The sequence below is a fragment of the Thermostichus sp. OS-CIW-26 genome (assembly GCF_054058395.1).
Map to the genome: position 1 here is coordinate 31,279 of NZ_JBSSAG010000001.1, position 19,027 is coordinate 50,305.

Below are 19,027 nucleotides of genomic sequence, written 5' to 3' on the forward strand. Positions count from 1 at the left end.
ATATCGAACCCTTCTGGGCAATTGTCGGGCATTAGCTGGATCCCTTGGGCAGGCAGCGAGCTTGTCAGGCCAACAGTTGCCGTTCCTGTTCCAGTTGCTGCAACAGATGCTCATCCCCACGGGCTTGAGCAGAACGGATGCGCTCCTGCAGCCGGTGCAGCAGGTTCCGCCGATGGGTTTCCTCGACCAAGGTCATGAAGTGCTTCCGAGAGGAGACAGCCGCTGCCGGGCTCCCTTGCACCTCAGGGATCCCTGCCGTCACCCTTGCTCCAGGATCGAGGGCAATACCTCGATAGGTGAGGGGGAAAGACTGAGGCAGCGCCACGGCTAGGGATTGAGCTGGCCAGCTCCACCCCAAACCCCGGTGCCGAGCGGGCACATTCTGACGGCTTTGAATTACCCCAGAGGGATGCACAAACTCATGGGCAATGCCTTGATAGGTCAGTTGCAAAGGACTCCGTCCCGCTAATGTGAACAGCAAGAGCCCAGAAGCACCACCGCTCACAGCAGCTCGTCGATCAGCCGCAGCACCTGCTGCAGCTCAGCACCGGGGATCTTTTGATGTTCTAGGTTGATCTCCACCAACTGTTTGAGGGCAAGGAGCTTCAGGTTGACCTCCACCGCCGCCGCCGCAATGGCCTGTGCTGCCGGCAAATAGCCACTGGCCCCCAAATCCAAAAGGGCAGCCCGCCGCAGATGGATGTTGTGGTGATTCAACACCGACAGCAGGCGCTGAGCAAAAGTCGGATCCCCGGTGAGACGATAGCAGGCCCGCGCCGCCGCACATTGCAAGCGAATGGAAGTGTGCTCTAGGTAGGGACAGATTGGCTCCAGAGCAGCGGTCACTTGCAGTTGTCCAAGAGCCTCGACAATGGCTTCTAGGGCGGCTTGGGCTTCTGTTTGCAGTCCTCGCTCCACACGGCGCAGCCCTTCCAGCAAAGCGGATCCCAGCTTTTCCACTTCGTCGGGATCCCTATGGAGGTTGTTGACAAAGGCAATCTCAACCAGCGCCTGGGCAGCCGCTGCCACCACTTGGCCATCGGAGCAAGACAAAGCCGCCTTCAGGGGAGGGATCCCGGCGAGGGATCCCAGTTTACCCAAAGCACGAGCAGCGTTGCGCCGCAGCGGATATCCCCCTTGAGCGGTGCGATCCGTTTCATCGGCCAGGGCCTCGATCAGGGCCGGGATCCCTTCGACGATGCGCATGCGCCCCAGCCACCAAGCCGCATAGTAGCGTTCCCCTGGATCCCCGTGGCGCAGCTTGGCGATTTGTCCAGCCGGGGTGAGATCCACCGACGGATTGGGATCCAGAGGAACAGCAGTGGTCATGGAATCGACAACGGAGAGGACACCGAGAAGGGATTAAGCGCTGCGGACACTGACGATCTTGGCGCCCGATTTGAGCAACCGCTGCATTGTCGCCGACAGTTGATCGGCAGAGACGAAGATCTGCTGGTTGGATTTGCGCACTCGGCTGGAAGTGGCCAGGGCCGAAGGCGGATTCAGCAGCCGGGTCACTTCCACACAGAACATGCGATCCGACTGGCCCGTTGGCGGCCCCAGGTGTTTGGAAATGGGGCTGGGCGGCAGCAGCCCCCGCACCCCAATGCGGCGAATGGCCGGGGTAAACCCGGTGGCCAAAGGCATCATCAAACGGGGTCTGGGCCCTTGGGAGCGGTCGTTGTTGGCGTAGCCCCCGTAGAGGGCGAAGAGATTGGTAAAGTCGCGGGTGGAATGGGCCTTGCGGTATTCAAACCCACGCGGGTAGGGGACGATGTTGTCTCCAAAAGCTTCCAGGTATTCTGGGCTGTCGATGTAGGAATCGATCTCCGCGCTGTGGCCGCCAGATTGGTAGATGTCCAAATGGCGGGCGATGTCTTTGGGGCTGGTGGGAGCGCGTCCCAGCAGATGCTTGAAATTGAGCTCGATGGCCCGGGTTTGCGAGTTGGGGTAGAAAAACCGCTTTTTGTAGGCTTCGGACTTGGCGATCCATCGCACAAACTCCCGCACCGTCAGGCTGCCCTGGCGCAGCAGCGATTCCGCACTGGCTAGCTCCTTCCTATCGGCCCCAAACAAATGGTCGTTGCCCAGCACCTGACGGTAGATGGCCCGCAGCACCGCATTGAGCTGATCCTGGCTGGCGTTGGGGCGCAACTCCAGTGGGGTGGTCTCCGTAATGCCCCGGATCCCCATCCGGCTTGCCGCTGTAATTGCACTCATGCTAATTCCCCCGATTGAACTGAATGGACACAGATTGAGAACAAGCTTGCGTTTAGGGTCATTTCGATTCAAGCTAGGACATTGCACCCACACCTAAAGTGTTGGTTGCGTCGTCGCGTCGGCGTTGCGGAGCAATAATGCAGGGGGCCAAAAGGCTTTTCAAGGACTCCGTCCCGCTGGCGCGATCAATAGCCCAGGCGTCTCACCCTAGCCTGAAACGACTGTAGAAATCGAAAACTAAAATTAGAAATCAAAAATCGGCAGCCCCAAGCTGCAGAAGAGCAACAGTGGCGCCTTCCTATTGGGGAGACTGATCCGCAAACCCACGTGGTCAAACGTATCTCTCCGCAACGTAGCAGGCTCACCACCGTTGCCCTCAACAACCTTCCCTCGCCATCCCCCCTGGTTTATGGGATGAGCCAACTGGCTAGCCGGCGTCGCCCTTTTAGAGGGATCCCAAGCCAAGGGTTTAGCTGAGCGCGTTGATGGCGTAGTCGATGTAGGTGTTGGCTTCGGTGGCCGCTTGCCCGGTCAGGCCGTGGTTGGCTTTGATGTAGCGCAGGGCTTCGATGAACCAACTGGGGGAGAGCTCAAAAGCGGCGTTGATTTCGCGGATCCCGGCCAACTGATACTCGTCCAGAGGACCGGTGCCACCGGCTACCAAGCAGTAGGTGATGTAGCGCAGGTAGTGGCGCACGTCACGGGCGCACTTGTCCTTGCCAGCTTGGGTGTGGCACTGCCCACCGGGTTGGGTGGTGTAGGGGAACTTGGCGTAAACCGCTTCGGTGGCACCGCGCACCAGCTCGTCGGCACGGCTGCTCAGAACTCGAGCGGCTTCCATGCTGGCGGCAGCCCGCTGAAAACGGCCATTGATGGCCTGCAATTCGCTGTTGCTCAGGTAGCGCCCTTGGCTGTCGGCAGTGGCGATGGCGTCAACAATTGGGGTTTGCATGATTCAAAACGCTCCTTTACTTAACTCAAGCTCAATGCAAAAAACAAAGCAAAAGATTCAAAGTCTCAACTGCAAAATCGCTGCAAAAAAAGTTGCTTTTCCAGGGATCCCCTGCTAGCCTGAGTTGCCTCAGATTTGAGAGAGGGTCTTCACAACTGGATCCGGACACAACAGAAACTTCAGTCCACAAGGGATCAAACCACAGCAGCGGCAGCGCGATCGAAGTAGGATTCGATTTCGGCAATCAGAGCGCTGCAGTCCCCCCGGGTGATGCCGTTGGGGTCGTTTACCACCGCCACCGCAGCCTTTTTCATCTTTTGGATGCCGTTGGCCACCGAGCTACCGGGGGTGCCCAAGGCTTGATAGGTTTCCCGCAGGCCGTTCAAGCAGCGCTCGTTCAGCACACTGGCATCTCCGGCTGCCACTGCGTAGGTGATGTAGCGGAGAATAATGTCCATGTCCCGCATACAGGCAGCCACATTGCGGCTGGGGTAGGCAGGCCCACCGGGAGCGTTCAAATTGGGCTCCTCGGCAAACAACTGACGGATGGCATCGGTCACGATCTTGGAGGCATTGCTGGTGAGGCGGTTCACAGCATCCAAACGCTTGTTCCCCTCAGCAATTACCTGCTGGAGAGCGGCAAACTCGTTCTCTCCCAAAAAAGCGCCTTTGGAGTCAGCTTGGGCAACAACTTTGCCAAATACATCGTTCATGGTTTTGAATCTCCCTAGCGAAAGTAAAAGAGGTTATGAATCCACATTCCCTGCAACGGCCCAGAGAGCACCTGCCGGCCAGGAATGCAACACCGCTTGGATCCCCAGTGCCGAGAGGTGCTGTTTAACTCACAGAACCGCCGACGGGATCAAAGCCGATAGAACCAAGATGAGCAAGCGAAGCTCGCCCCCAGAGCCAGGCCACCATCTACGGGATCGGACTTGGGCTAAGGAGCCTCAGCCGCTGCTGGCAACCTCAACTGGGCAGACGAGGAGAAGCTGGCTCGCCTTGTTTCCAGTCTTTTTCTACCGCGAAGGCAAGAAGCGATGAAATCAAAAAATGTAAATCGGCTTTACCTCGCGCAAAAGGTCTTAGATCGGTTTCCAACCTGCTTCCCATCTCGGATCCCAGGCTGTTCTCCCTGTCCTTCGCGGGAGTAGTTTTTTACAAAAGAGAATGTTTCTTTGCCTAGCTTTACAACATGAACAAAGATGTCAGCCCCGATCGCGGCTTTGCAGCTTGCAAGGGATCCATTTTCAGTATCGGAGCGAACATTCTCATAAAGGATACATAATTTAACACTTGATTCCCTAAGATTTTCGGTACACACCTTTTACAGAAGTTCTGGATGCCCGCTTATGCCTATTGGGTTGGATCGCACTCCTTCCCCAGAGCTGCTGCAGATGGCGCGTTGGCTGGCAGGAGACTTCAGCAACCAAGAGCAAGCCTGGGAGAATCCACCGTTTTTTGCCCAAATCCGAGTGGCCTACCGCCCCTTGCCGGCCCACGTTTTGGGCGGGATCGGCTTTTATGTGGAGCAAGCCTACAGTGGCCATTTGGAAGATCCCTATCGGCAGGCGGTGGTGGAATTGACTCAGGCAAGCGCTGGGATCGTGATTCGCAACTACCGCCCTCTGGAGCCGCAGCGGTGGCGGGGCTGTGCTCGGGAAAGGGCAGACCAACTGAGTCAACTGCAGGCTGCCGACCTAGCCTATCTAGAGGGGTGTGATGTGCATGTGAAGAGGCAGGGATCCCTCTTCATCGGCGTGACGGAGCCGGGGTGCCGGTGTTGCGTGGTGCGCAACGGCCAAACCACTTATCTGCAGACCACCTTGCACCTGAGCGAGAGCGAGTTTTGCAGCCATGACCGAGGGATGGATCCCATCACCCACCAGCAGGTTTGGGGAGCCCTGGCAGGCGCTTTTCGCTTCCAAAAAGTGGTCGATTGGCAGGCGGAGCTAATGCTGTAGGCTGCAGCCCATCCAGCCCCACAACTCCACAGTTGACAGCGCTATTGCGCACTCTCCCTCAGCCAGCTTTGTGTACACTGTCCTTGGCCGGGATCCAAATCCCCCAGGTTTGAGCGTGCTGTTTACCGGTTGCAACCGGGCTAGGCTCCTTTTAATTCAGTGTGGGTATTCAATGCAGGCGAGGTCGGGCCCAAAGGATGAGCCACGGTCTGGGTGGGCTTGGCACAGCCCTTGGGGAATGGTGATCGCCCTGGTTGGGATCTTGACCTTGCTGCTGCTCGGTGCCGGCTGTTCTGGCCAGGGGGAATCTGCAGCTTCCCCCCCTGCGTTGATCCCTCTCCCACCTCAACCGGGAACCGAGTCGATTCCCATGCCGGTGCGTACCCTGGGCAACAGCCGCTTCAAGCTCCTGGGCCTGACAGTGGGGGTGGCCGGGAGCGGAGCTGAGGTGTTACTGGATACCGGCTCGGCAGGTTTGCGCATCATAGCGACAGCAGCAGGTCGCTTTGGCCTGGAGCGGACGGGGATCCCTTCCACCGTGACGTTTGGAGATGGCACGCAATTTATCGGCGTGTTGGCCCGCGCCCCCTTCAGCATAGGAGGGATCCCCAGTCGAGAGCCGGTAACAATTCAGTTGATCGACCAAATCACTTGCGTGGAGCCACTGGTGGCCAACTGTTCCGACAATCTGTTTGGGCCAGGACGGCCTTTTGCTGGGATCCTAGGCACGTCCTTGGATGAGCGCAGCCCCGACCGCGAGCTGTTTAGTCCGCTCACCCGCCTTCCGGGCAATTTCCGCTCTGGGTACATTATTCAAACGGGGGGCTTCAACTCCACCCAGGGCCTGTTCACGGTTGGCCTAACGGCTGCCAACACCGTCGGCTTCAATTTCCGGCAGTTTCCCCAGGTGGGAAGCTTTCCCGACGGCACCCCCATCTGGCGGGATGAGGCTTTACAAGTGGCCTACAGCATCAGCAACACTTCTATTCAAAATGCTCTCAGCCCCACCGTTTTTGACAGTGGTTCTTCCGACATTTTTCTCAACGTCAGGCTGTTGGGGGCAGCTCCCTTCTCCACCTCGACCTTACCCCCTGGGGCAGAGTGGCGAGCGGTATTGGCGGGAGCTTTCGAGTATCGCATTCGAGTTGGCTTTCCCATTACGCCCAGTCGAGATCGGATTTTCGTCAACGGCAACCAGGGGGTGCAACTGTTGGGCATGCCGCTGTTTTTCAATATCGACGTTGCCTTCGATGTTGAGGGCGGGCGGATCGGCTTTCGCGTGCGTTGAGACAAAGTTGTTTTGAACCATCCCAAACGTTAACGTTGGGTTCAATTGCGGAGAAAAACTTGCCATGTTCGGTCGAGCCTTGAAAACCGGGAACAGCACGCCGCGCAGATGGCCTTGGGTTTGGGGACTGCTGTTGTTGTGTTGGTTGGGGCTAGGTGGGCCAGGGTGGGCCGTGAGCTTAGGGGATCCCTTGCCCGAATGGGCACAGCCCATGCCGGTGGGGCGACAGCGCTTGCGGGGGGTGGAGCACTACCAAGGCCAAGAGCAGATCCGGGCCTACGGCAACCAGGCGGGACGAGTGTTTTGGATTCAAATCGAAAGCAGTGCCGACCTGCCGCCGGATCCCCGGCAGTACCTGGGAGAGTACCAGGCGTTTCCAGCCGAGGTCCTCCAGGTAGTACCGCTGCGGGCGCAGCGGTTGCGCTTCCAGCAGGGAAATCGCAGCGCCGAATGGCAAGTGGTGGGCATGAGCGGCCACTTTGAAGCTGAGGCGTTTAGCTATGACCTGGCCCCGCCCGAGTTGTTTCAGCCCTGACCTAGGGGCACGATTGAGACAATTAGGGCTTATCCTAGAGAGGAGCTTAAACGCAAAGTTTGCTAATGAGACTGCTTCAGCAAGAAGTTCCAGTTATCCTCAATCGCTTTCTTGTTAAGGAGCTAGCTCAGGAAGACCTCACCTTTTATGAGTATGACTGTAGGCCAAACCCACCCCCGGAGCTAGGAGAAGAGCAGAGAGCTATCGCTAGGGTTTGCAATCGGCTAGATGTAATAGCTGCTCGTTTGGGAAGTCGCATTATCACGCAGGAAAGAGTTTCGCCCAGCCAGCTCAAAACACCAGAGTGGGAGTTGGAAGAGCGTGGGCTTAGGGTTCTAACCTGTGCCAATGCTCAAGAAAGAAGCGCCCTCGAAAGCTTTGAGCGCAAGAGGATAGGGTTGCGCCTTAAATCTCAGTACAAGAAAACTGAAGTCGAATGGATAGGAGGCGGCCTGCTCTGGTGGATGACTGCTCAGAAAGGGGTAGAACTTTCCGGAGAAGGCTGGGAAATCCACAGAGGGAGAATGATAGATGTTGCCGTCGAACCAGACGGAAAGCTTTACTTAGAAGTCGATATTCATTACCGCTTCTACACGCCGTGGACTTTGCATGAATGGTTGGAAAGCTATCCGGACGCTCCAATCGAGATTGTGCGAAATACATACTTTGATGCGAACGGCAAACGTTTGACTTGGAAATATCTGGGTATTCTTTCTAACCGATCCCCACGGGAGATTCGGTTACCAGAGCAGAACATCAGTCTGGCGGAGTATCATTTGCAGAAGTACAATGCACTTGTAGAAGAAGTTGAGAGCTCTTGGGTAGTCGAAGTAGCATCAAAGGAAAGACGTTATCCCCATCTCTCCCGAAGGTTATCGCCTGCTTTAACCTTGGAGATGCTAGCCAGTCTAGAAGACAACAGAAGCCCTGGCGGAAAAGTTAGCGCCGCTGTTATCGAGTGCATCAGAAAAAGTTTGAAAGAACGATTCGAAAAGTCCGAAGAGACTGCGAGGACCATTATAAAGGAAGTCTACAAACTTTCCCCTGAGGAAATTAAGCCGCTAAAGACCCAAGGCTACATCCTGCCCAAGCCAAAGCTATTGGGATCGGGTCGCAGACCAGTTGAAAATCCTGCTCGGGTTAGATACCGGGGATGTGCGAAGGTAGGCGAGACCAAGTTTGCATGTCTAAACCTCTATGACGACAAGCGAGAGTACCCTAGCGAAGTGCTCAACTGCTTGCTTGAGGTAGCCCAAAAAAGCGGCGCGGAAATTGAAGTAGACTTCTATGCCACTCAGCAAAACTTGCCTGAGGGCGATCTCGCCCGAAAAAGGTTCTGGCAAACCTGGGCTGAGCAAGGGATCAAAACGGTTTTGGTCGTTATGCCTTGGTCACCCAATGAGCGCAAGCAAAGGATCCGCATGGAGGCCCTTGAAGCAGGGATAGCGACTCAGTTTATGATCCCTGGGGCTGATCCCTACAAAGCCCTAAACGTCGTCCTAGGCCTTCTGTGCAAGGCAGCATGGCAGCCCGTACTCCTGGAACCCCTCGACCATCCTGAACGCCCTGAGCTGATCATCGGCTTCGATGTGGGAACCAATCGGCGGCTATACTACGGAGCCTCTGCTTTCGCTGTTCTGGCTGATGGGCAGAGCTTAGGTTGGGAGCTACCTGCTGTGCAGAGAGGAGAAACCTTCTCCGGGGACGCAATTTATCAAACTGTGTCCAAACTTGTCAATAGGTTTTATGACAAGCTTAGTCGATATCCAAGCAAGGTTCTCTTGATGAGGGATGGTTTAGTTCAAGGAGGCGAATTTAGTAGAACAATTGAGGAGCTAGAAAAAGAAAAGATTGCTGTGGATATTGTTGGCATACGCAAAAGCGGTACAGGAAGAATGGGGATAGAAGAAGGAAAAGGTAAGTACAAAGATGCCAAAATAGGCACTGTTGTTTTCGACTACTCGCGAAAGTCGTTTACTCTAATAACAAGCCAGCCCATTAGAAAAGGTGGGAACTCCCTCGGCAGTGCAAGACCTCTGCGAGCGATCCACGAGCACGGCAAGACTCCCTTGGAAGTTCTGGCTTTACAAACCTATCACCTCTCTCAACTTCATCCTGCCAGTGGCTTCCAAGCCTGTAGGCTGCCCTGGGTGCTCCATTTTGCCGACAAAAGCGGCAAGGAGTTCCAGCGCCTTGGCGATAACATCTTCAGTATCCTGCAAAACATAGATCGCCAGAAGTTAATTGCCGTCTAGCAAGGAAGGAGGCTCTCCCCTGAGGGCCCTGCTAGGATGGGGAAGGGTTTGGGATGCCGACTATGTTCACCAACAACGAGGTCTGGAAGACCTTTTTGAGTAACCCCGTTGTCTTCTGCGGGGGCTTCCTAAGCGGCCTGCTGCGCTTGGACATCAGGCAAGATCCGCTGCGGAGCTGGCTGGAGTCCCAGGGCTTGAGGGTAGAGGATCCGCCCGCCCCCACCCAAGGCCCTCAGTCTATTTCCATCGAGTAGGCGGACAGACAGGAGGGATCCCTTTGAAGAGTAAGGTAAGCTGATGTCCCCCAAACAGTCCGACCCGAGAAGGTGGCAACGGCAGGGATCCCTTCGAGGCTGGGGCTATCTCGGCGGGGTGGTGTTCCTGGCAACGGGACTGGTCGGTCTGCCGTCAGGGGATCCAGCCGTGGCCCAATCGGCTCCCTCTTCTCTTGCCAGCCCTAAGCAGGATCCCCAAGCTTGGCTGGAGCGCTACAACGCCGCTCTAGAGCAATTGCCCCCTTTGCCCAACTTGCAATATCGCCAGCAGGTGCGGGTGGAGGGATCCCAAACCTTCACAGCCACGTTGGATGTGCTCTACCGCCGCGACGGCAGTTGGCAGGCTTGGGTAGCCGAAGGGGATCGCATCCGCCTCTTGGATTCGCGCCAATTGGAAGTGGTGAACCAGTCGGATCTGCTGCAGCTGTACTCGGTGTATGTGAGCCGACCGGAAGCCCTCTTGCCCTCGGTGAGCTTTTACTTGAAGGCGGATCCCAGCCGCTACCGCGTCCTCTCCTCAGAACGGGTGGATTTGGCTGGATCCCCTGTCCAGCACTTGCGCCTAGAGCCCATTCAGGAAGGCCAGTTGCGGGAGCTGTGGCTGGATCCGCAGTCGGGGCTGCCGCGGCAGGTGTTGCTGTTTTTGTCGGGGGTGTGGGGGCAGGCCTATGTCCTGATGGGGTTTACGGCGGTGCCAGCTCCCGAGGGAGGGGAGCGCTACTGGCTGCCGGAGAGCACCCGCATCAATTTGGGCTATGGCTTTTGGACCCTGGAGGGCCTGAACCGCCGCGTGTTCAGGGGATCCCTTTCCATCCAGCACGACTATCAGGACTACCGCATTTTGCCAGAAGGGACGCAGTTGCGCTTTTTGCCTTCGCAGCCGCCGGTGGATGCGCCGCCGGTGGTAGCCGGCCTGCCGGGGAGCGCTCCTCAAGCGGAGTTGGGAGATGTGCGGGCCTTGGGAGTGGATGAGCAGGGCAACCAGCAGTTCAGCATTGGCCTGGGCCGGCGCTCCAGCCCGGACAATTCCTTGGAAGACCGAATCGTTGCTTTCAACCTAACCCGACCCACCAGCCGCAACGCCCTGACCCAAATCGATACTTTAGCTCTTTTGCCTCTGGGGAATGGCCAGTTGCCCATCTATCTCTTCCAATTCGACACCGGTCGCCCCCTCTCGCCCCTGCAGGGGGTAGAGCGCCCGCAGGTGGATCCCAACGAGGTCTTCGCTCCTAAGCCGCCAGCCATCAAACTCTTTGGAGATTAGCTCCCCAATGCTGATAGATGCTGCCTATGGGGTGATCCCCATCCTGCCCCACCCACCCGCCCAGGAAGCTCCCGGACCCGGCTCTTCTCATTTGTATCTGCTCATCCAGCACCAGAAGGGGCATTGGGCTTTCCCAAAAGGGCACAAGGATAGCTCCGAAAGCGACCTGGAGGCGGCGCAGCGAGAATTGCGTGAGGAAACCGGCTTGACCGACTACCAGCTCCTAACCCTGCCCGGCCAGCCTGACCCTCTGACGCTGCAGGAAGCCTACACCTTTACGGATCCCGAGGGGAACCGAGTGGCCAAAACCGTTACCTACTACGTGGCCTTGTTGCCGCCCCAATTTCCTCCTCCGGCCCTGCAGGTGCAACCGGAGGAGGTGGCCGCCTACCGCTGGTGCTCCTACCCCGAAGCCTTGGAGCAGATCAGCTTCGAAGAAAGTCGGCAACTGCTGCGCCGCTGCCAAGCCCACCTGGAGCAGCTTTGGAAATTGGAGAAGACCTAAGTTCCGTATTTTTACGGAAGAGGTTTATCGGGGTTACCTTTATCTTGTCTTGCAGGCTTTCCGTGGGAAGTTCCCGAGTAAGAAAGCCAGCAGACAATCTGAGGGCTAGCCTTCACCTTTAGAGATTGGCTGATGAGCAATAGTCATCGATCTCCCCAGAAGGAGAGTTTTTCTGAATACGGATTGAACGCTGAAACTGCCTTTGAGTTCGTGCAGCCTTGGCCGTCTTGTTGGGCTTGGCTCATCTAAAGATCTCGTCTGGGTCAGGGCTGGGCTTGAACTGTATTCTGGAAAGCATTTTTTCACCGGCTTGTGGGGTAGCTAAGACTTCAGTCGTGTCATCAACCTCAGCGCAGGAAATTGTCCGAGCACGTCCTCTCGACCCATGAACTGTCCCCCCGTCTGTACAGAAGTCTCGGCCCATCTGCTGAACGCAGAGGTCAGCTTCACAGGAGTTGTTCGGTATTTCAGTGCCTTGGACAAAGGGGAGGGGCTGGGCACCTGGTCATTGGTGTTTCACCAAGGTCGCCTGGGGTTTGCTCACCACAGCTTGGAGCCCTTGGAGCGCTTGGATCGCCACCTGCGTCGGCTCAGCCATCAAGTCTTTTCTCTGACTCGCCAAAATTGCCTACGCATCCATCGGCAGGTGGAGGCGCTATTGGCTCAGGAGACTGGGCCTCTACCTGCAGACCTTCTGGGGCTGAGTTGGATGGTAACGGAGCAACTGCTGCCTTGGGAAGCTGCGCGCAGGTTGAATGCTTGGATCGGCGAGGAGGTGCTGCAAAATCTGTTGCTGGTTCCAGGGGGCTTTCAGCAGGAGATCATCCCACTGGACAACGTGCCCACCCTGGGCCAGTGGGATGGGGGATCCCTGCTCGACCTGATCCAAAAGCGGCTACGGGCATGGCAATCTTTGGGGCCTGAGATCACCTCCCCCTACCAACGGCCCTACTTTGCCAGCCGGGCCCAGGCAGAACGCCTTCCCGCCGAGCAACAGGAACGGCTAGGCCGGTTACTGAAGGGGTTTAGCTTCCGCCAGTTGAGCGCCCTTCTCGATCAAGACGACCTCCAGATCGCTCGCCGCCTACATCCTCTGGTCAAAGCCGGTATCCTTGTCCTGCGGGATCCCCAGCCCCCCTTTGATCGGCTGCCCAAAACCTACTCGGCCAAGCTTGAGACAGAATCACAGCCCTCAGAAACTCCTACCGTCCCTCTTCACCTGGCCAACGGGCTTGCAGATCTAGGCCCATCTCCCCAAGCCTCGAAAACCTGGATTGTGGCCTGTATTGACGACAGCGAAGCCATGCTCAGCGAGTTGCAGCGGTTGTTGGAAGGGCACAACCTGGTCATTCACGCCATCAGCGACTCTTTGAAAGCCCTGATGAAGCTGACCACCCTCAAGCCAGATTTGATCCTGCTGGACGTGGGTATGCCCAACGTGGATGGCTACCAATTGTGCAGCCTCATCCGCAAATCCTCCGTGTTAAAGGATGTGCCGGTGGTGATGGTCACAGGCCACAAAGGTCTGATCGATCGGGTGAAGGCGCGCCTGGCCGGTGCCACCGATTACCTGACCAAGCCCTTTCGGCAGGAAGAATTGCTGCAGATGGTGTTTCGCTATCTCAGCTAGGGATCCCTCTAAAGGTTCGTCGAAAAAGAGGTAAGGAGATGTCGATCATGGTGAAAGTTCTTGTGGTGGAAGATGTGGCCTCGGAGCGACAGCTCATCAGCGATTACCTCCGCTCAGAAGGCTATCAGGTGGTAGCGGTGGCCAACGCCCAAGAGGCATTGCAGCAGATCCGCAACGACAAACCCGATGTGGTGCTGACGGACTTGGTCATGGAAGGCATGAGCGGGCTGGAATTGTGCCGCCAAATCAAGAAAAACCCGGAAACCCAAAAGTTGCCCGTTGTGGCCTGTACTTCTAAAAATCAAGAGCTGGACAAACTCTGGGGCATGAAGCAAGGGATCGATCTTTATCTGACCAAGCCTTTTACCCGCGAAGACATTTTGCGGGCCGTGAAATCAGTAGTGCTCAGCCCGAGCTCATGATTTTTGCCACTCCTGTCCTTGCTGAGCTGCGCCTCCAGTTAGGATCCCTGTGATTATCACGAATTGTTCTTAGGAGATGTCTTAGAATTGGCAGAGCGAGAACGGCAATGGCGGTAGCTTTCTCCCCACACAGCCCTACTTCTACCCGTACCGGCGAGCTGTACTTACATCTACAGTTGGGGGTAGACTGTCGGGCCCTTTTGCCCATGGCATTTGCCCAGGAAGCTCTAATTGTTGGCCCGCACCACTTTACCCCTCTCCCCAACCAGCCCGCATGGGTGCTGGGCTTGTTCAACTATCGCAATCGCATTCTCTGGGGACTGGATCTGCCGCAATTTCTCGGCCTAGAGCCCTTGGACTTTGGGCAGCCCGAACACCACTTGGTGGTGATGCGCCCAGAATTTGGGGGCTCTGCATCGCCAGTGCGAACAGGCTTGGGCCTGGCAACCCAACACGTGAAAGGAGTAGCTCGAGTGCCCGCCGAGGAGATCCAACCCTTAACAAAAGCCCAGGCAGCACAAAACAACTTTCGACTGGAGAACTTCTACGACTCTTGCAAAGGGCTGGTGTTGGAAGGGGATGAGCCTCTCTGGGTGCTCGACCCTCTTGCCATTGTCCAAAAGCTCAACTCAGTTGATTCCTCGGCAAACCCTTGATCTTGGCGACCTTTTCCCCGACTTACCCTCACTTAAAGGCAAAATTCTATGGTTTCCTTCCGTCCCCTCTTTCTCAGGCCTGCTCCATCTTCCCGGCCCCAACGCAAAGTCGCGGGATCCCGCCTGGCCCTGGCAATCAGTTTTCCTCTGGGCATCAGCTCCCTGCTGTTTGCCGTCTCTGCCGGCAGCGTAGCCCGCACCTATTTCGAGTTCAAGCCGGCGATCTCGCGGCAGTTCACCCTGCAAAACCTGAGCGATCAGGTGATCTATTTGGATGAAGTCTTGACCATGTCTGCCCGCATGGCCGCTGCCAGCGGGGATCTGTCCTGGGAAGAGCGCTACAACATCCATGTCCCTCAGTTGGATGAGGTGCTGGCGGAGATTCAGCAATTGGATCCCGCCTCTTACGAAGCCTATGCAGCCAAAACCACAGCAGCCAACATCAAGCTGGTGGAGTGGGAAGTGCAGGCTTTTGATCTGATTCGGGCCGGCGAGCAGGAACGGGCTTTCAACTTGCTGCACAGCCCTGAGTACGAAGAGCAAAAGCGCATCTACGCCGAAGGGATCAACCAAACCCTGGAGGCCATTCGCAGCAACATTCAGGCCAGCGTCCAGCTTTACGAGCAAGATCTGCTGCAGGCTTTGATCTTTTCCGGCATCAGCTTCCCGATTCTGCTGCTGAGCTGGGGGATCATTTTGATCCTGGTGCGCAACTTTGTGCGGGAACGCAACGCCACCTACGAGCGACAAGTTTCCGACACCCGACTGGCCCAGCGGTTTGCCGATATTGCCCGGATTCGCCAAGAGCAAGAGCTGATCGATCCCCTAACTGACTTGTTGGGCGAGATGCGCCAGCGCTTCGGTGCCGAACGAGTGGCCTTCTATCGCTTGACCGCTCCCGAAGAGGCGCAGGTTATCGCTGAATCTCACGACAGCCGCCTGCCCGACACCTTGGGCACCCTCCTCCGCAGGATCCCGGCTCCGATCCAGCAGGCTCTCCACGGCGGGCAAGTTTACGCTTTTGGCCCGGTGCCTAGGCCAGATCTGGGCGCCGACTACCTGCAGAGGCTGGCCACAGCCCAACTGAAAGCCGAGATGATAGCGCCGGTGGTGCGTGGCGATGAGCTTTACGGTTTTTTGGCAATAGGCCGCGCCCAAAGCCAGAGCTGGTCTGACGAAGAACAGAAAACCTTGGCAGAGCTGGCCAACCGCCTGGGTCAAGCTTTGGGTAACCTGGGGGCGCTGGAGCAAAAAGCCGTGGCCGCCCAGGAACGGGAGCGGTCGGAAGCGCTGCAAAGAGAGCTGCTGCAGCTTATCAGCGAGGTCACAGAAGCCTCGCGGGGGGATCTCACGGTGCGGGCGCAGCTAACAGCCGGACAAGTTGGCATCATGGCGGACTTTTTCAACGTCATTATCGAGAGCTTGCGCGACATCGTGATTCAAGTGCAGCAGGCCGCCGGTCAAGTCAACCAATCCATTGGTCGTGACGAGGCAGCCATTCGCGAGTTGGCCGAAGCCGCTCTCCGACAGGCCACCCAAATCGAAGAGACCTTGCGCTCTGTCGAGCAAATGACGCTCTCAATCGAGGAGGTAGCCGATAAAGCCCAACAGGCCGCCACCGTTGCCGAATCTGCCGCCGCCACGGCCATCAACAGCAGCTTGACTATGGATCGCACAGTGCAAAACATCCTGCAACTGCGGGAAACGGTGGCCGAAACGGCCAAGAAGGTGAAGCGGCTGGGGGAATCTTCCCAGCAGATTTCCAAGGTGGTGTCCTTGATCAACCAGATTGCGCTGAAAACCAACCTCTTGGCGGTGAACGCCAGTATCGAGGCAGCCCGTGCCGGCGAAGAAGGGCGAGGTTTTGCGGTGGTCGCCGAGGAAGTCGGGGCACTGGCGGCCCAGTCGGCAGAAGCCACCCGCGAGATCGAGCGCATTGTGGAAGGGATCCAACGGGAAACCGGCGAGGTGGTACAGGCGATGGAAACCAGCACCGGCCAGGTGGTGGAGGGAACCCGCTTGGTGGAAGCAGCCAAGCAGAGCCTGGGACAAATTGTGGAAGTCTCGCGGCAGGTGAACCAGCTCTTTCAGGCCATTGCCCGCTCCACCGATGCCCAGGCAGATGCATCTCAAACGGTGCGCCAGTTGATGCAGCAAATCGCCAACATTGCCGCCCAGACGGCGGCAGCCTCGCAGCAGGTGGCCAACTCTCTCCAGGCTACGGTGGCGGTTGCCCGTCAGTTGCAGACTTCTGTGTCCACCTTCAAGGTGGGGGAGGCGGTTTAGCATGGGGCCGAATCCCACTTCCCTCGACCCACGCGAGTGGCAGGTTAGGCTGCAGTTTTTGGACGAAGCCCAGGCTTACCTCGACACCCTGGAGGCAGGGGTGTTGGGCCTGGGATCCCAGAGTTTGGATCGCCCCCGTTTGGATCGCTTGCTGCGGGCTGCTCATTCCATCAAGGGCGGGGCGGCCATGATGGGCTTTCCGGTGCTTAGCGACTTGGCCCATCGCCTGGAAGATGGTTTCAAGATCTTGCAGGTGGATCCCCAAAAAGCCGACCCCGCAGTGGAGCGCAACCTCTTGGCGGCGTTGGATTGCATGCGCCAAATAGCCCAGCAGCACCGCCAGCAGCGGCTTTTGGACGAATCTTGGCTGGCAGAGCGGGTGCAGCCTCTTTTCGATCAATTGCGAGAGCAGTTGGGAGAGTTGCAGCCTGAGGACAACGTCCAAGTCCTGGCAGCAGAGGCCGGGGGCGATATGCGGGTGCTGCTGTTTGCAACCGAGGTGGAGGCCTGTCTGCAGCGGTTGGAAGGTGTGCTGGCCCACCCCGAGCAGCCCTGTTTGCGGGAGGAGTTTCTCATTGCTGCCCAAGAGCTGGGGGCGCTGGGGGAAATGTTGGATCTGCCTGCCTTTGCCACCCTGTGCGGCTCAGTAGTCCAAGCTCTGGAGACGCTGCCGCCAAATGCCAAGGAGCAGGTGTTGCCCGTTGCTCAGGCGGCTTTACAAGCTTGGCGACGCTCGCAGGCCCTGGTGCTGGTCGGTCAGGTCGCTCTTCTCCCCAGCTCCTGGGATCCGGCAGAGCCTCCAGTTTCCCCCCCGCCAGAAGCCCCTCCCCCTGCAATGGCAGGAGCCACCGAGCTGCCGGATTCGATTCCAGCCGGGGCCAAAAGCGCTGCCGAGATGCTACGGGTGCCGGCTCGCCCTCTGGAACAGTTGGGGGAGCTGTTGGGAGAGCTCATAGGGGAGCGCAACCGCTTAAACAGTCGCCTGCAACGGCTGCGGGAGCTGGTCAGCTTGTTCAAACGGCGGGTTCGCACTCTAGAAGAAACCAACAGCCGCCTGCGCAGCAGCTACGACCGCGTCGCTGCCACCGTGCCTGCTTCCGTGCTCTTGAAAAAAGAAGGGGATCCCGGCCTGACCTTGGCCGATACCTTTGACCTCTTGGAGATGGATCGCTATGGAGAGATGCACCTGCTGACCCAAGAGGTGATGGAAACCGTTGTGCAAATTGATGAGGTAACCCACGATATCGACACCACCCTGCAGGAGACCGAAGGCAGCGCCCGCCAGCTCAGCCGCCTCTCCAGGCAAATGCAAACCCGTCTCGACCAGGTGCGCATGCAGCCTCTATCGGATTTGACGGATCGCTTCCCCAGAGCGCTGCGGGAGCTGAGCTTAGCCCATGGCAAGCCCGTGGAGCTGCGGGTCTTGGGGGGATCCACCCTAATCGAGCGCTCGATTTTGGAGGCCTTGGCGGATCCCTTGTTGCACTTGGTGCGCAACGCCTTTGACCACGGCATCGAGGCTCCAGACACCCGCCTGGCCCAGGGCAAGCCGGCCAAGGGCCTCATCGAAATTGCCGCCAGCCAACGGGGCAACCGCACTCTGATCACGGTGCGAGACGATGGGGCAGGGATCTGTCTGGATAAAATCCGGGCCCGCGCCTTGCAGATAGGGTTTTCCGCTGCCGACCTGGCTGAGGCCAGCTCCCAGGAGCTGCTGGAGTTGATCTTCCAGCCGGGCTTCAGCACCGCCGAGCGAGTCAGCGAGCTATCTGGACGGGGAGTGGGTCTAGACGTGGTACGCACCAACCTGCAACGAATTGGCGGCCAGGTGCAGGTGGAATCTTGGCCGGGACGGGGCACGCTGTTTACCCTCACTCTGCCCGTTTCTTTGAGCGTCACCCGCATGCTGCTGACAGAATGCCAGGGGTTGATGTTGGCTTTTCCGGCCAACGCAGTGGAAGAATTGCTTATCCCCCCGCAGTTGCCTGCCGATTCCTTTCTCTGGGAAGGGGAGCAGATCCCTTTAATTCCTGTGGGCCACTGGTTTCGCTTCGCGCGCTGGCAGCCTCGCCGGGAAATTGACGAGACCCCCCTTCTCGACCGACCTGTGGTGCTGCTGGTGGTAGAAGACAACCGGCCCTATGGCCTGTTGGTGGATCGCTTTTGGCGGGAGCAAGAGGTAACTCTGCGCCCGGTGGAGGGAGGTCTGCCTCTGCCGTCGGGATTCTCCGGCTGTACGGTTTTGGCCGATGGGCGAATCGCTCTTTTCGTGGATCCGCCTGCCCTCTTGAGCTGGCTGCTCGCCCAGCGGGATCAGCCCTGTCAGTCGGCAAGGGATCCCCTTCCCCAGCCCAGGTTTGCCGCCCAGCCCACCCTGCTGGTGGTGGAAGATTCGGTCAACGTGCGCCGCTTCTTGGCCATGACCCTAGAAAGAGCAGGGTTCCGGGTTGAACAGGCTCGCGACGGACAAGAGGCCCTCGAGCACTTGCAGAGAGGAATTCCCATCCGAGCGGTGATTACCGACATTGAAATGCCGCGGCTGGATGGCTTTGGCTTGCTGGCCCAGATTCGTGCCCACCCCCTGTATGACCAGCTTCCCGTGGTCATGCTCACCTCCCGCAGTGGCGAGAAACACCGCCAACTGGCCCAGCGGCTGGGAGCCAGCGCCTACCTCTCCAAGCCCTTCCAGGAACAGGAGCTGATCCAAAAGCTGCGGCAACTGCTGCAACCAGCCTCTTCGGCACCTTCCACCGGCGTTTTGATGGCGAGGTAGTC

17 protein-coding genes are annotated in these 19,027 nt (G+C 57.8%); 12 read left to right on the top strand and 5 right to left on the bottom strand.

Going from position 1 to position 19,027, the window contains the following annotated elements:
• Window positions 1–64: 64 nt before the first annotated feature.
• The 5 genes from ACVW0C_RS00120 to ACVW0C_RS00140 form a co-directional block, all read right to left on the bottom strand.
• Window positions 65–451 (bottom strand): hypothetical protein, encoded by a 387-nt coding sequence (locus ACVW0C_RS00120; RefSeq protein WP_414332159.1) that lies wholly within the window; start codon window positions 449–451, stop codon window positions 65–67.
• Window positions 452–501: 50 nt separating this feature from the next.
• Window positions 502–1,329, bottom strand: coding sequence for a HEAT repeat domain-containing protein (locus tag ACVW0C_RS00125; protein ID WP_457383929.1), 828 nt, complete (start codon window positions 1,327–1,329; stop codon window positions 502–504).
• A gap of 33 nt (window positions 1,330–1,362) precedes the next feature.
• A complete protein-coding gene (locus ACVW0C_RS00130; protein WP_414332161.1) occupies window positions 1,363–2,220 on the bottom strand; it encodes a phycobilisome rod-core linker polypeptide in 858 nt (285 codons plus the stop codon).
• A 469-nt stretch (window positions 2,221–2,689) separates the two neighbouring features.
• Complete coding sequence (locus ACVW0C_RS00135) at window positions 2,690–3,172, bottom strand: globin family protein (RefSeq protein ID WP_011434281.1); 483 nt, start codon at window positions 3,170–3,172, stop codon at window positions 2,690–2,692.
• Between the two features lie 194 nt (window positions 3,173–3,366).
• Window positions 3,367–3,885, bottom strand: coding sequence for a globin family protein (locus ACVW0C_RS00140; RefSeq protein ID WP_011434282.1), 519 nt, complete (start codon window positions 3,883–3,885; stop codon window positions 3,367–3,369).
• 639 nt (window positions 3,886–4,524) lie between these two features.
• On the opposite strand from ACVW0C_RS00140, the gene ACVW0C_RS00145 reads away from it, so the two are divergent.
• The 12 genes from ACVW0C_RS00145 to ACVW0C_RS00200 all read left to right on the top strand — a co-directional run bounded on the left by ACVW0C_RS00145 (window position 4,525) and on the right by ACVW0C_RS00200 (window position 19,025).
• Window positions 4,525–5,136 (top strand): chromophore lyase CpcT/CpeT, encoded by a 612-nt coding sequence (locus tag ACVW0C_RS00145; protein ID WP_457383930.1) that lies wholly within the window; start codon window positions 4,525–4,527, stop codon window positions 5,134–5,136.
• A gap of 238 nt (window positions 5,137–5,374) precedes the next feature.
• The gene (locus tag ACVW0C_RS00150) at window positions 5,375–6,424 is read left to right on the top strand and encodes a hypothetical protein (protein ID WP_414329993.1); all 1,050 of its coding nucleotides are present in this window, start codon (window positions 5,375–5,377) and stop codon (window positions 6,422–6,424) included.
• Window positions 6,425–6,488: 64 nt separating this feature from the next.
• Window positions 6,489–6,959, top strand: a complete 471-nt coding sequence (locus ACVW0C_RS00155; RefSeq protein WP_457383931.1) for a hypothetical protein — start codon at window positions 6,489–6,491, stop codon at window positions 6,957–6,959.
• A gap of 65 nt (window positions 6,960–7,024) precedes the next feature.
• Complete coding sequence (locus ACVW0C_RS00160) at window positions 7,025–9,214, top strand: argonaute PAZ domain-containing protein (protein ID WP_457383932.1); 2,190 nt, start codon at window positions 7,025–7,027, stop codon at window positions 9,212–9,214.
• A gap of 62 nt (window positions 9,215–9,276) precedes the next feature.
• Entirely contained in the window at window positions 9,277–9,468 is a 192-nt protein-coding gene (locus tag ACVW0C_RS00165) for a hypothetical protein (protein ID WP_240527340.1), read from the top strand.
• A 43-nt stretch (window positions 9,469–9,511) separates the two neighbouring features.
• Window positions 9,512–10,753 carry a hypothetical protein gene (locus ACVW0C_RS00170; RefSeq protein ID WP_457383933.1) on the top strand — a complete coding sequence of 414 codons (1,242 nt, stop codon included), beginning with the start codon at window positions 9,512–9,514 and terminating at the stop codon, window positions 10,751–10,753.
• Between the two features lie 7 nt (window positions 10,754–10,760).
• Window positions 10,761–11,258: a bis(5'-nucleosyl)-tetraphosphatase gene (locus ACVW0C_RS00175; RefSeq protein WP_457383934.1), complete on the top strand. Its 498-nt coding sequence runs from the start codon at window positions 10,761–10,763 to the stop codon at window positions 11,256–11,258.
• A 385-nt stretch (window positions 11,259–11,643) separates the two neighbouring features.
• Window positions 11,644–12,888 carry a response regulator gene (locus tag ACVW0C_RS00180; protein ID WP_457383935.1) on the top strand — a complete coding sequence of 415 codons (1,245 nt, stop codon included), beginning with the start codon at window positions 11,644–11,646 and terminating at the stop codon, window positions 12,886–12,888.
• Window positions 12,889–12,935: 47 nt separating this feature from the next.
• A complete protein-coding gene (locus tag ACVW0C_RS00185; protein ID WP_011434291.1) occupies window positions 12,936–13,310 on the top strand; it encodes a response regulator in 375 nt (124 codons plus the stop codon).
• Window positions 13,311–13,417: 107 nt separating this feature from the next.
• Window positions 13,418–13,966 carry a chemotaxis protein CheW gene (locus ACVW0C_RS00190; protein ID WP_011434292.1) on the top strand — a complete coding sequence of 183 codons (549 nt, stop codon included), beginning with the start codon at window positions 13,418–13,420 and terminating at the stop codon, window positions 13,964–13,966.
• Window positions 13,967–14,014: 48 nt separating this feature from the next.
• Entirely contained in the window at window positions 14,015–16,252 is a 2,238-nt protein-coding gene (locus ACVW0C_RS00195) for a methyl-accepting chemotaxis protein (RefSeq protein ID WP_414329978.1), read from the top strand.
• A gap of 1 nt (window position 16,253) precedes the next feature.
• The gene (locus tag ACVW0C_RS00200; RefSeq protein ID WP_457383936.1) at window positions 16,254–19,025 is read left to right on the top strand and encodes a hybrid sensor histidine kinase/response regulator; all 2,772 of its coding nucleotides are present in this window, start codon (window positions 16,254–16,256) and stop codon (window positions 19,023–19,025) included.
• Window positions 19,026–19,027: the final 2 nt, after the last annotated feature.